Source organism: Pseudomonas lurida (genome assembly GCF_002563895.1).
GTDB lineage: Bacteria > Pseudomonadota > Gammaproteobacteria > Pseudomonadales > Pseudomonadaceae > Aquipseudomonas > Aquipseudomonas lurida.
On record NZ_PDJB01000001.1, the window covers coordinates 3,953,241 to 3,966,317 of the forward strand.

At 61.4% G+C, this 13,077-nt stretch carries 11 protein-coding genes; 2 read left to right on the top strand and 9 right to left on the bottom strand.

The window, feature by feature from the left end:
* Nucleotides 1-19 precede the first annotated feature (19 nt).
* From ATH90_RS17830 to ATH90_RS17840, 3 genes are all read right to left on the bottom strand, one after another.
* Complete coding sequence (locus tag ATH90_RS17830; protein ID WP_098466906.1) at nucleotides 20-1,012, bottom strand: ABC transporter permease; 993 nt, start codon at nucleotides 1,010-1,012, stop codon at nucleotides 20-22.
* Complete coding sequence (locus tag ATH90_RS17835; protein ID WP_034107384.1) at nucleotides 978-2,486, bottom strand: sugar ABC transporter ATP-binding protein; 1,509 nt, start codon at nucleotides 2,484-2,486, stop codon at nucleotides 978-980. The genes ATH90_RS17830 and ATH90_RS17835 overlap by 35 nt, the downstream gene beginning before the upstream one ends.
* A 63-nt stretch (nucleotides 2,487-2,549) precedes the next feature.
* A complete protein-coding gene (locus ATH90_RS17840) occupies nucleotides 2,550-3,473 on the bottom strand; it encodes a substrate-binding domain-containing protein (protein WP_034107387.1) in 924 nt (307 codons plus the stop codon).
* Nucleotides 3,474-3,767: 294 nt separating this feature from the next.
* Between ATH90_RS17840 and ATH90_RS17845 the strand changes: the two genes are divergently transcribed.
* Nucleotides 3,768-4,445: a sterol desaturase family protein gene (locus ATH90_RS17845; RefSeq protein ID WP_069077761.1), complete on the top strand. Its 678-nt coding sequence runs from the start codon at nucleotides 3,768-3,770 to the stop codon at nucleotides 4,443-4,445.
* Nucleotides 4,442-5,542: an SMP-30/gluconolactonase/LRE family protein gene (locus ATH90_RS17850; protein WP_098466907.1), complete on the top strand. Its 1,101-nt coding sequence runs from the start codon at nucleotides 4,442-4,444 to the stop codon at nucleotides 5,540-5,542. The genes ATH90_RS17845 and ATH90_RS17850 overlap by 4 nt, the downstream gene beginning before the upstream one ends.
* Nucleotides 5,543-5,592: 50 nt before the next feature.
* On the opposite strand, the gene ATH90_RS17855 is transcribed toward ATH90_RS17850, so the two are convergent.
* The 6 genes from ATH90_RS17855 to ATH90_RS17880 form a co-directional block, all read right to left on the bottom strand.
* Entirely contained in the window at nucleotides 5,593-7,035 is a 1,443-nt protein-coding gene (locus tag ATH90_RS17855) for a PPC domain-containing protein (RefSeq protein ID WP_098466908.1), read from the bottom strand.
* 113 nt (nucleotides 7,036-7,148) lie between these two features.
* Nucleotides 7,149-7,529, bottom strand: a complete 381-nt coding sequence (locus ATH90_RS17860; RefSeq protein WP_025854917.1) for a hypothetical protein — start codon at nucleotides 7,527-7,529, stop codon at nucleotides 7,149-7,151.
* 2 nt (nucleotides 7,530-7,531) lie between these two features.
* Nucleotides 7,532-8,527, bottom strand: a complete 996-nt coding sequence (locus ATH90_RS17865; RefSeq protein ID WP_098466909.1) for a hypothetical protein — start codon at nucleotides 8,525-8,527, stop codon at nucleotides 7,532-7,534.
* A 138-nt stretch (nucleotides 8,528-8,665) separates the two neighbouring features.
* On the bottom strand, nucleotides 8,666-9,727 hold the full coding sequence (locus ATH90_RS17870) for a lipocalin-like domain-containing protein (RefSeq protein WP_098466910.1): 1,062 nt from the start codon (nucleotides 9,725-9,727) through the stop codon (nucleotides 8,666-8,668).
* Nucleotides 9,717-12,179, bottom strand: coding sequence for an ABC transporter permease (locus tag ATH90_RS17875; protein ID WP_098466911.1), 2,463 nt, complete (start codon nucleotides 12,177-12,179; stop codon nucleotides 9,717-9,719). The genes ATH90_RS17870 and ATH90_RS17875 overlap by 11 nt, the downstream gene beginning before the upstream one ends.
* Before the next feature lies 1 nt (nucleotide 12,180).
* Nucleotides 12,181-12,849, bottom strand: a complete 669-nt coding sequence (locus tag ATH90_RS17880; RefSeq protein WP_098466912.1) for an ABC transporter ATP-binding protein — start codon at nucleotides 12,847-12,849, stop codon at nucleotides 12,181-12,183.
* Nucleotides 12,850-13,077 lie beyond the last annotated feature (228 nt).

A 13,077-nucleotide genomic window follows, 5' to 3' on the forward strand; every position in this document is an offset into this window, starting at 1 on the left:
GTTCGGTCCTGTCTTGAGTTTATTTATGGCGCTGACGGCTGATAAAGATCGCCAGCAAAATGATCCCGCCCTTGATCACGCTCTGGACGTAGGGCGAAACGCCGAGCATGTTCAGCCCGTTGTTCAATACACCGAGCAGCATGGCGCCGAGCAAGGTGCCGACGATCACGCCACGCCCGCCGGCGATCGAAGCGCCGCCGAGCACCACGGCGGCAATCGCATCCAGCTCGAACGACACACCGGCATTCGGTTGGCCGCTCATCAGGCGTGAGGTGAGCACCAGCCCGGCAATCGCCGCCGTCAGGCCGCTGATGCCGTACACCAGCAGCTTGAAGCGCGCTGCGCGCACGCCGGACAAACGCACGGCCTCTTCGTTGCCACCGATGGCATAGATGTACCGACCGATGCGCGTGTGTTGCAGCAGCACATAGGCGGCCAGGTAGGTAAGCAGCATGATCAGGATCGGCACCTGGATACCGAACAGGCTTTCGCGGCCGAAGAACGCAAACCAGTCCGGCAACCCGGAAATCGGGTAGCCATCGGTGTACATCAGGCCCAGGCCACGGGCGATGCCCATGGTCGCCAGGGTGACGATGATCGGCGGCATGTGCAGGTAGGCGACAAACAGGCCATTGCCGATGCCGAACGCCACGCCGATCAACATCCCCGCGCCAATCGCCAAGCCGGGCGGCAGGCCCGCGACCATCAAGCCGGCAGTGAGCGTGCCGGACAATGCCATCACCGGCCCCACCGACAAATCGATGCCGCCCGTGAGGATCACGCAGGTCATGCCCACCGCGATAATCGCGTTGATCGACACCTGGCGAGCAATGTTCGACAGGTTGCTGGCGGTGAGGAAGGTGTCGCTGGCAAGGATCATCACCAGCGTCACCACCACCAACCCCACGAACGGGTAGAAGGCCGGTGAGCGCACCAGCCGCGCCAGATTCACGCGCAGCCGGCTGTCATCGCCGGTACTAATGGACGTATTCACTTGAGCCCCCTGTTGCATGGCGCATGACCTCTTGAGGATTGACGGCGGACGCTTCCAGCAGCTTGACGATGGCGCCCTTGTGGAACACGGCGACGCGGTCGCACATGCCGATGATTTCCGGCAACTCGGAGGAAATCATGATGATCGCGTAGCCCTGTTCGGTGAGGCTGCGCATCAGCGCGTAGATCTGCGCCTTGGCCCCCACGTCGATGCCACGGGTGGGTTCGTCGAACACCAGCACGTCGCAGTGGTGGTTGATCCAACGTGCGATCACGACCTTTTGCTGGTTGCCGCCGCTGAGGTTGAACACGCGGCTTTCGCTGCTGGGGGCCTTGATCGAGAGTTGTTTCATGAGCCCTTCGACGCTGGCGCATTCGCGGCTTTTGTCGATCAGGCCCGAGGCGTTCTGGTATTTGGGCAGGTTGTTCAGCGAGATGTTTTCACGAATGCTGAAGTCGGTGATCAGCCCCTCGCTCTTGCGGCTTTCCGGCAGCAGGCCGATGCCATGGGCCAGTGCCTGGGCCGGGTCGTCGAGGGTGATCTTTTCACCGCGCAGCCATACGTCTTTGCTCACCGATGGCAGCGCGCCCATCATGCCCAGCGCCAGTTCAGTGCGACCGGAGCCGACCAGCCCGGCAAACCCGAGGATCTCGCCCTTGTGCAGCTGGAAGCTGTTGTGGGGGCCGTTGCGTACCAGCTGGATGTCCTTGACCTCCAGCAACAGCGGGCCGCGGGCGCTGGTCGGCTTGGGTGGAAAACTGCATTCCAGGCGTCGCCCGACCATCATCTCGACCAGGCGGTCGATGTCGCTGTCGGCCACGTCCGTGACGCCCACATTGCCGCCGTCGCGCAACACACTGATGCGGTCGCACACCTGGAAAATCTCCTCCAGGTGATGGGAAATGAAAATCACCGCCACGCCCTGGCGCTTGAGCTCACGCATGATCTCGAACAGCAGTTCGGCCTCGCTGGGCGTGAGGGTGGCGGTAGGTTCATCCAGCACCAGCAGGCGCGCATCCAGGGCCAGGGCCTTGGCGATTTCGACAAACTGCTGTTCGGCTACGCTGAGGTGCTTGACCGCGCATTGCAAATCGATGGTCACGCCCAGGCGCTTGAACAACGCCTCGCAGGCCTCGACCATTTCGCGCTTGCGCAACAGGCCGAAGCGATTGCTCAGCTCGTGACCGAGGAAGATGTTTTCCACCGCCGTGAGGTAGGGAATCAGGCTGAATTCCTGGAACACGATGCCGATGCCGGCGGCAATCGCATCACGGTAGGTCGCGAATTGCTGCGCCTGGCCATCGATCAGGATCTGGCCTTCGTCCTGGTGCTCGACGCCGCCGAGGATCTTCATCAGGGTCGATTTGCCCGCGCCATTTTCCCCGAGCAAGGCATGGATCTCGCCGCGCTCGACTTGCAGGTTGATGGACTTGAGGGCCTGTACGCCCGGGTACCGCTTACAGATGTTTTCCAGCTTCAGAAGACTGCTCATACCGCCGACCTCGTATTCAGAAGGATGACCTGGGCCCCACGGGTTGCGTGGGGCCTGGGTGATTTACCAGCTGAAATCCTTGGCCTTGGCCTGGTCGATCAGGGTGATGTCCACCGGAATGGTGGCCGGTACTTGCGAGCCCCACTTCTTGGCCAGGGCGATGCCCAGGGCTAGGCGGATCTGGTCGCGAGGGTATTGGGCCGAGGTGGCGATGAATTTGCTGCCGGGCTTCTGGATCGCCTTGATGGCTTCGGGCGCGCCGTCAACGCTGACGAGCTTCACGTCCAGGCCACTGGCTTCGATGGCCGAGAGCGCGCCGAGCGAGCCGTTGTCATTGACGCTGAAAATACCCTTGAGGGTGGGCTGGGCCTGCAACATGTTTTCGGTAACGGTCAGCGCCTGGTCACGTTCCTGCTTGCCGTTCTGGATGCTGACGATCTTGATGTCCGGGTGCTTGGCAACCGCCTCCTTGCAGCCGCGTACGCGCTCCAGGATCGGCACCACGGCGATGCCGTCGAGGATGGCGATATTGCCCTTGTCGCCGATGTGCTTGGCCAGGTACTCACAAGCCTGGAAGCCGGCGTCGAAGTTCTTCGAACCGACGAAGGAGTCCAGCGGGCCGTCCGCCTGGGCGTCTACCGCGACGACCACGACACCGGCGGCGTGGGCGGATTTGACCGCCGATTGCACGCCGACCGAGTCGGTAGGGTTGATCAGCAGGATATCGATGCCTTTTTGCAGCATGTCTTCAACGTCACTGACCTGCTTGGACACATCGTGCCGGGCATCGGTGATGATCAGTTTCGCACCGATGGTCGCTCCGGCTTCTTCCAGGGCGTTTTTCATGGTGACGAAATAGGGGTTGTTGATTTCCTGGAAGGACGCGCCGATGCGGATGGGTTTCGCAGCGTCGGCAAAAGCAGGGGCAGCGGTGCCGAGGGCGATGCTTACAGCCAATAAACACAGGGTTTTCGGGAGCATTTTCATGGCATGGTTCTCTGTTTTGTTTTTATTGTTAGAGCAAATGTTATCGTTAACATTTTGCCAAAAGCTAGCAAGGAAATTCGACAGGCGCAAGGGGCCGCTGGTCGGTCGCCGTCGAAAGGTGGGAGCCGGCTTGCCCGTGAATGCGGTGCGTCGGTCACCCGATGTGTTGCCTGGCACGTCCTGTTCGCGAGCAAGCCCGCGCCCACACTCAGGCCTGTGTACGCTGTAAAACTCGCACATTCCCCACCACCAACTAAGCTCAGCCTCCAACAAAAAAAATCCGAGCCTGCTGCCATGCCCCACCCCACCGAGACTTTTCGCGCCCGTTACCGCGCCTCCATTGCGCCTCGTTACAACCCCTGGCTCCACGCCCTCTTCGTGTTCGGCTACGGCGCGGCATGCATCACCCTGGCCTGGTCCACCACACAGCACATCACGGCCCTGCAATGGCTGACCGTGCCCGCGACGCTGGTGTTCTTCAACCTCTGCATCTACCTGGTGCACCGCCACCTCGGCCACCACAAACACGCATTGGCCCGGCTGTTTTACGCGCGACATACCGGTGATCATCACAGCTTCTTTACCCCCGGCCATATGACTTACGACAGCCCCCGGGACTGGCGGGTGATCCTGTTTCCGGCCTGGCTGATCGTGCTGCACAGCGTGGCCATCACCCTGCCCGCCTGGTGGCTGCTCAAGCACTTGAGTCCCAACGTCGCCGGGCTGTTCGCCGGGTGCATGATCCTGGGGTATTTGCTTTACGAATTGTTTCACGCCTGTGAACACCTGCCCGTCGACCATCCCGTGGCGCGCTTGCCGTGGCTGCGCCAGATGCACCGACTGCACGCCCTTCACCACCGTCGCGAGCTGATGCAGGGACGCAATTTCAACATCGTCCTGCCGCTGATGGATTACCTCTTCGGCACCCTGCACTGGGAGCCGCGCGCCCAAGACAACCAGGAATCGTCATGAGTACCCGGCCAAAAAAACTGCGTCATCTGCTGTTCGTGCAGTTTCTGGCGGTGATGGCTTTTTTGCTGTTGATGCCGACCAAAGTGCAACCGGTGAACTGGACACCCCCCAAGGCGCCGTCGATGAAGGACGGTCCCTACGCCGAAAACCAGCGCCTGAAAGGCGTGCAGAAAATCGGCGCCCAGGACATCGCCGGCCCCGAGGCCTTATTGCTCGATGCCCAGGGCTACCTGATCAGTGGTTTGCATGACGGGCGCATCATCCGCACCGCACCCGACAGCCGCAGCCTGGAAGTACTCGCCAATACCGGTGGGCGGCCGCTGGGCATGGCACTGCACCCGGATGGACGCTTGATCATTGCCGATGGGGTCAAAGGTTTGCTGGCGCTGGACACCCATCGCCAACTGACCACCCTGAGCACGGGTGCCAATGACGTCGCCTTTGGTTTCACCGATGACGTCGCCGTGGACGCCAGCGGGCGGTATGCCTACTTCAGCGACGCGTCGAGCCGCTGGGGTTATGGGCAGGATGGTGAAGCCGTGATCGAACATGGCGGCGATGGTCGACTGCTGCGCTATGACTTCAGCAACGGCACCACCGAGGTGCTGCTGGACCAGTTGCAATTCGCCAACGGCGTGGCCCTGGGCCCGTATGAAAACTTCGTGCTGGTGAACGAAACCGGTGCCTATCGCATCAGCCGTTATTGGCTCAAGGGGCCGCGCGCCGGTACTCATGACTTGTTTATCGACAACCTGCCCGGCCTGCCGGACAACCTCAGCTTCAATGGCCAGGACCGCTTCTGGGTGGCGCTCTACTCGCCGCGCAATCCACTGCTGGACAGCTTTGCCGGCTACCCCCTGCTGCGCAAAGTGATGGTGCGGGCGCTGATGGTGGTACCCAAGCCCGTCGAGCGCAAAGCCTTTGTGCTGGGGTTGGACACCGAGGGGAAGGTCATCGCCAATTTGCAGGATGGCAGCGCGGGAAATTACTCGCCCATCACCACGGCCCGCGAGTATGGCGATTGGTTGTACCTGGGCTCGTTGAACAGCACGAGCATGGCGCGCTTGCCTTTGTCGCTCGCGTTGGCGGGCGAATGAAAAAAGGGGCAGCCTCACCAGGCTGCCCCTTCTCACTTACACCGTAGGAATCAGTGGATGATGTCCTGGGTGCAAATGTGCCCGAAGGTCACGTAAGGCACACTCTCGCCCCCCACGCCCACCCCCGGGAACTCGTCCAGCTCGATCCGCCAGCCGCCGAAGTTGAAGGTAGTGGCCCAGTTGTATTTGACGCCGGTGCTGCTGTCCGGGTATTCCACGCGGTAGTCACCGAAGCAGTCACCGATACCGGAGCTGGCCTGGGAGGTGCCCGCACTGTTGGTGGTGGCCTTGAAGTCGGTCCAGTGGAACTCGGCACCGTCGAAACGTTTGTCGATGCGCAGGACCGGCGTGACACCCAACAACGGTGCGCCAGTGGAATCGGACCAGTTGGTGGTCCAGTTCACCGTACGTGCAGCCTGGGTCGCCATCCAGAAGATCGAGGCCGGCACCCGCACCACGTTGTCACCCTTCACATCCGACGTGTTCAGGCGCGGCGTAGAGCCCAGGCTCAGCTGGTAGTGCTTGCTTGGGTCCTGAACCACGCCTGGGTTAGCCCGTACACGCACCTTCACCGTGGTGCCCGGCGTGACACTCGGGTAGGTCGAGGTAGAGCCCGCAGGAATGGTGACCCAATTGACGCCGTCGAAACGGTCGAAAATCCACTGGTTACGGCTGCCGTCCGCGTCACCGGCCAGGAACATGCTCACGCTCTGGCCACGCACCGCCTTGAAGTCGAAGTAATCGACGTCGGTGGCGTTGTCGAGGTTACCGGTCACCTTGTTCATCGAGTCCGGCAGCACAAAGGCAGTCTGCGGCGTGTCATTGGGCTCGTAGGCATCGATGTTGGTGTCTACCGCCACGCCAAAACTGAATTGCGCGTTGTTGGCGACCTTGGCGACCATGTACCAGTAGTAATCACCGGCCGGCAGTACACCGTTGAGGTATTCATCGGCATTGCCCGCCGCGTCCGAAGAACCCACCACGCTCAAATTACCCTGGCCATCATCCTGGAACAGGGTCAGCGACATGTCGGTGCCCGCACTCTGGTTGACCAGTTGCACTTGGATGCGGGCGTTCTCTGGCAGGTTGAAGTGATAAGCGAACTCTTCCCCCTGGGCCACACCGTTGAGGGTGTAGAGGGTGTTGATATCCAGGGTTGGGAACAGCGGCACGAAGGCCGCAACGGCAGCGCTTTTCAGCTCGGCCTGGCCAGGCTTTTTCAACTCGCCGACCACGGTATTGAAAGGCGCAGTCTTGATCGCCTGGGTGACAGCCCTGGACTGGCCGGTCTTGGCTGCCTGCAGCTTTTGCTTGAGGCTGGCCGGGACCTTCGCCGGGGTCAGCTTGCCGCCGGACTTGAGCGCTTTGTCCACGGCCTGCCTGACCGCTTCGGCGTTGAGTGACTGAGGGGGTTGCGCGGCCAGGGCAAAGGCCGAAACGAAGCAGGAGGCCGCCATGGCCGCACCCAGCATAAAGGCTTTTTTCGATTTCATTTTTTATCCATCCATAGTTAAAAACTGAAGGTCAGGTGACATCCGGTCACCTGGGATGGAATGTAAGATATGACTGTATGTATGTACAGTATTTTTTGAAAAAATTTCAATTCCTATGGAATGGGGATGTCACACCACCAGCGCCAGAAGCTCCAGACAGCCGTCCCGAAGACCCAGATATAGCCAACTTTATATGGCCACACCACCCAACGCTTAAGCGCTAAAGGAACTGCCGCTAATTCAGCCTTCGTCACAATACCGGCTTCCACATAGCGCTTTGAGTCTGAGAAAAACTCAGAAATAAGCAACATGCGATATTGCCTGTCGATCCACTGGTTTCGCCTCCAAAATCGCTTATTGTCTTGAACCCTTTCGTTCTGACAGAAATAACTTTCCACCTCATCGAGCTTTGCATATTCCGCAAAAATCATCAGTCCCAAGACAACAAACGTCCCGACAAACACCACGATGGTGTAGATGAGAAAAAAATCCATGGTTAGGCTCCCTCAGGCAGGAATATCAAATCCCCATCGACTTCCATGATCTCTCCTCCCAAAAACGCCCCAGCACTACCGACCCCATCACCTCCCACATACCCTCCCGCTGAGCCTCCGATTATTCCGCAGGCGAGTTCACCTTTTCCCTTCATGCGAATACCTAGGAACATTGTGCATGCCCTTCGAGCGGCTCCGGCACCGAGTCTTCCCAAAAGGGCAGCTCCTGAGACTCCACCTGCCAACCTCCCCGTCTCCACATACTTCGCCCTTCTACACTGCGCCTCCCTCCCCTCCACACACGCCTCCTTGATCTCCAACCCCGCCACCCCCACATCCAGCGCCAACCCCACATAGGTCCCTTTGCCCAACCACTTCGACATCTGCGCAATCTCCCGCATGCGCATGGCATACCCCGCGATCTCACCTTTATGCAGATAGCTCTTGGTCGACAGGCCCAACACCTTTTTCAACGACTCATTACCCTGCAACCCCGTCCCCAACCGCGCCGCGCCTTGCAGTTGCACTTCCAGCCGCCGGAACAACGCCTGGCGCTGCTGAATAAACGTAGCCCTGTCCAACGCACCGTCCTTCAACCGCTGATGCAACCGCTCGATCTCCTCCAGCGTCTGCGCCACGTCATCCAGATGCCGCGCCCAGGCTGATGTCGCACTGCCGACGCCAATCGAGGCATTCGCCATAAAACTCTGCAGCAAGTCATAGTTGGCGATCATCGCCGTGCCAGCCGCTGCATTCAGTTCCAGGTGTCGTCGGACCTCTTCGGCATGGCGCATCAACCAGGCCTCCTCGACCGAGCAACTCACGCGGTGGCTGTCGGGGATAATCACCAGTTGACCCGGCGCGACCAGGCCGGGCCGCAAGTGCCGGTTCAGCACATCAAAATGATCGGAACGCGGTCGGCTCAGGGCATTGCCCATCATTCGGGATTTGAGGCTGTGATAGTCCGTTGCGCGCTCGTTGATATAGCTCTGCGCCATGCTTTACATCCAGGATGCAATGAAAATGGCGTCGAAATATAAGCAAGCACCTACGCCCCGGACACACGTCCAGGGGGGGCTGATTCACATTTGGGAAGCTGCCTACACAGCGAAGAAATAGAACCTACAAAAACAACCCTAATACCCAGTCATCTCCAGGTAACCCACCCCGCCTTCGAACTGCACAGGTCCTTCCCAGTAGGGAATACTCAGGTTCATCCAGGCGTTCGGGTTAACGGCCCGAGTGGTGATATCCAGCTGTTTGCCGGGGATCTTCAGCGACCAGCGAGTAGGAATCTGACGCCCGTCAATGGCGGTGGTGTCCAGCGGTGTCAGTTGGATATCTGCATTGTGCAGCGTCTGGGTACGCCCTTCGCGATCAATCCAAGTGCCGGTCAGGTACGACGCACCGTCGGTTTGCCGCACACGGAACAGCATCAACTGCTCGCCTCGGTCCAGGTGCAGGGAGAACCAGTCCCAGCCGGTCTGGCTGGCGGTCAGCGGTTGGCTGCTCCATTCGCGGTCCAGCCAGGCCGGGCCGGTGACTTGATACACCTTGCCGTCAATGCTGACGCTTCCGCTGGCGTTGAAAAACGGCTGGCTGTAGTAGTACGACGCCTGGCCCTGGTCGGATTTGCGGCTATAGCCGTTGTCGCCTTGCAGCACCAGCGGACGGCTGGAGGTCAGGTGCAGGTCGTAGGCGAATTGAGTGCCGCTGGCCTTGAGTTGCATATCCGTCAGGCTGCTTGTCGCACCGGGACGGGTGGCGAAATTCCAGTCGTCGATCCAGGCGTTGAACGGCACCGCCTGGGCCCCGGCCTGGCCGACGCCACCGCGCGCGTAACGCTCGGCGGCATAGTGGTGGGTGGCCGACGTAACGGCTGCGTGGCCAAGCCAGACCGTCGGATCCTGCCAGCCCGCGTGCATCGGCCCGGCCTTGAGGGCATTGCGAAACAGTGTCCATTGCACGCCGAATACATGGCCCTGTTCATCCTTGAGGTTGGCGGTGACGTACCACCACTCGATACGAAAACCTTCGTGAGAGCCATGATCCTCGGGGAAGCTGAACACTCTGCCAGGCAGCACTTGGGCGAACTGCGACGCGTCGCTGCCCAAACCGGCGAAGCTTTCCTGTGGCGCGGGGACTTTGTCGCAAGCGACCAGTAACAGAAACACCCACGGCAGGCACTTAATCTTCATTGGCAAACGTCCTCAACAAGTCCGCAGGACGGCTGCGGTACAACTGCCACAACGGCCAGGCCGAGGCCAGCAAGGTGGCGAGCATTGCCAACCCGAGCAATTGCGCCAGCTGCCACGGAAACACCTGCAACGGCAGGCGCCAGCCAAAGGCCTGCACATTGATCACCGCATCCAGGCACCACGCCAGCAACAGGCCAAGCGGCAACGCCAGGACCAGGGTGAGCACTGCCAGCAGCCAGGTCTGGCCCAGGTTGAGCAGCATCAATTGCCGGCGCGTGACGCCCAGTGCCCACAGCGGGGCGAGTTGGCCAAGGCGGCTCTGGCTCTGGGTCAGCAGGCTGATAAACAGCGCCACACCGGCCACGCCCAACGTCAGGCTGTTCAGGGCTGCAGTGGCGGCGAAGGTGCGTTCGAACACCTGGCTCGACCAACCCTTGAGTTGTTGCTGGTCGACGATACGGCTGTCTTCCAGGGCAAAGGCGCGTTGCACCTCGCGCACCAGCGGGGCCACCTCCGCCGGCGACACCCGCAGGTTGAAACGCGCCGGTGACAGCGTCGGCCAGTGGGCCAGCAGGTGTTGGGCGTTGACCAGCACATGGCCCTTGGGGTTGCCGTAGTCGGCGTAGATACCCACCACTTTCGGCGCCCACACACCTTGGGGCGTAGGAATACTCACGCTGTCGCCCAGCCTCACGTCGAGCCGACGCGCCAGTTGCTCGCTGAGCATCAGGGTATCGTCGTGCAGCAACTGATCCCAGGGTTCACTTGCCGCCTCCAGCAGCGGCCAATGCTGGCGATAGGTGGGGTCGTCGACCACGCCAAACAGGTCCGCCGGCCAGCCCTGCAATTGCACCGCGACCTCCCAGGTGGGCAGCACGGTCTGTACACGGGGCTGTTGCGCCAGCCAGGTACTGAGTTGTTCAGCCTGGGCCGGGGTTTGTGGGTTTAGATACAGCTCGGCCGTCAGGCGTTGCTCCAGCCAGTTGTTGAAGGTGTGACGAAAACCCGAGGTCATGGAGCCGGCACCGATATTCGCAGCCAGGGCCAGGAGCAACGCCATCAGGGCCAGGCTCAAGGCCGGCAATTGCTGGCGGCAGTCCGCGAGAAACCATTGGCCGAGCACCGAGCGGCTGCGCCCCAGCACAGCCTTGAGCAGGCCATTGAGCACCACCGGCAAACCGAGGGCGGCCCCAAGGAGCAACGCCGCCATCAGCACAAAACCGGCCGCCAGGCTGTTGCCCAGCCACAGCGCCAACAACGCGATCAACAGTGCCGCACCGGCCACCCAGCCTTGGCGACGCAACCAACGGCCATGCGCCTCATGCCAGGCCTGGGCGTTGGCCAGCGCCAGCAATGGCAAGCGCGCTGCCCGCCACAGGCTGCTCGCACCGGCTAGCAAGGCACCGAGCAAGCTCAAGCCCAACCCAGCGCCCCACCACCAGGGACTGAGGCTCAACTGGCCCGGCACCTCGGCGCCATACAACCCGCGCAGGCTGGCGGCCACATCCGGCAGCAACAGGCTGGCCAGCAGGTAACCGCTGGCCACACCGAGCACGCCGCCGAGCAACGAGAGCACGCCCAACTCCACGCCAAGGCTGGCAATCAACATCCGCACGCTGACGCCACAGGCCCGCAGCGTACGCAGCAACCCGCGCCGTTGCTCCAGGGCCAGGCCGATGGCGGCGTGCACGATGAACAGCCCGACCACGAAGGACAGGACACCCAGTGCATCGAGGTTCAGGTGAAAGCTCTCGGTGAGGCGTGCAAGGTTATTGTCCTCGCCCTGCTTGAGCTGCAACCCGGCGGGCGGCGTGGGATGGCCTGCGGCGAATGCCTTGTCCACCAGCAGGCGCGACAGGCGACCCGGCATTTCCAGCAGCGGTTGGGCAAAACCGATATCAGTGAGCAACAGGCCGGGGGCCATGTCCGCTTGAGTTTGCAGCGGCGGCAATAGGTGCCCGCCCAGGGTGATAGGCCGCTCACCTTCGCGCAACCCCAGGGCCTGCAAGGTCTGTGGCGCGATCCAGGTGCGCCCTGGCGGGTCGAAGAACGCCAGCATCTGCGCCTGGCTCAAGCGCTGCCCCGCCACCGCGCCACTGCCGGGCAACGACACGGGGTCGATGCCCATCAATTGCAGGCGGGCTTCTTCCTGCCCCTTGAGTCGAACCCGCCCTTGCACCACCGGCGACACTGGCCAGCCGGCACGACGCAATTGGGCAAACAACGCTTGGGGAACACTGGCACCGTCCGGCGCGCTGAGACTGGCCTGGGGTTCACCACCGATCAATTGGCTGGCACGCGCATAGCTGTCGCGCGCCTGATTGTTGAGGGCTTGCACACCAATCAGCAGCGCGGTCGCCAGCCACAAACCGGTGAGCACGCTGAAAAACTGCACGGGATGCCGCCGCCAGTGGCTGAGCAGCGCGCGTAATGTCCAGTAGAACACCGCCATCTCAGGCGACGCCTGTGGGGACGACACGACCGCGATGCAGCACCACCTGCCGGCCCAGTCGTGCGGCGATGCGTGGGCTGTGAGTGACCATCAACAGGCTGGTGGGGCTGTCGCGCAACAGGTCCAGCAACAGTTGCAGCACTTCATCGCTGGTGCCTTCATCAAGGTTGCCGGTGGGTTCATCAGCCAACAACAACCCTGGTCGCGACGCCAGCGCGCGCCCGACCGCCACCCGTTGTTGCTGGCCACCGGAGAGTTGTTCCGGGTAGCGCTTGAGCAGGTCGCCCAGTCCCAGGCGCTCCACCAACTGTGCCTGCCATTGCGGGTCAAAACGCCCTGCCAACCGCGCCTGGAACGCCAGGTTGTCCTCGACCCGCAGGCTGCCGATCAGGTTGAACTGCTGGAACACCAGGCCGATTTCAGTGCGTCGCCAATGGGCCAGTTGCGCTTCGCTGAGCTGGTCGAGACGTTGCGCGCCAACCTGGATGCTGCCGCCATCCACCCGGTCAAGCCCGGCCACCAGGTGCAACAGGGTGCTCTTGCCACTGCCCGACTCGCCCATCAATGCCAGGCTGCTGCGCTCGGCCAGGTGCAGGTCCACCCCTGCCAATACCGCCAGCGGCCCTTGGGGAGTGGCATAGCTTTTAAACACCTCGTGCACCTGCAACATGGCAACTCTCATTTGATGGGCGGCAATCGAGAATAACGGCTGCCGCTCAGGGCCATGCAAATTTTTCACATGGATTTCACCGGTTACCCACCCCTGCCACTTTAAATTGCCGCCCAAGGGTCATTGGTCGGCAACTTGTTAGTTGCCCTGACTGGCAACTTTTAACCGCCCTATGTTCAGCGTAAAGACAGCCTGCCTGTGACAGCCTCCTGCTTCACCGCGGGTATT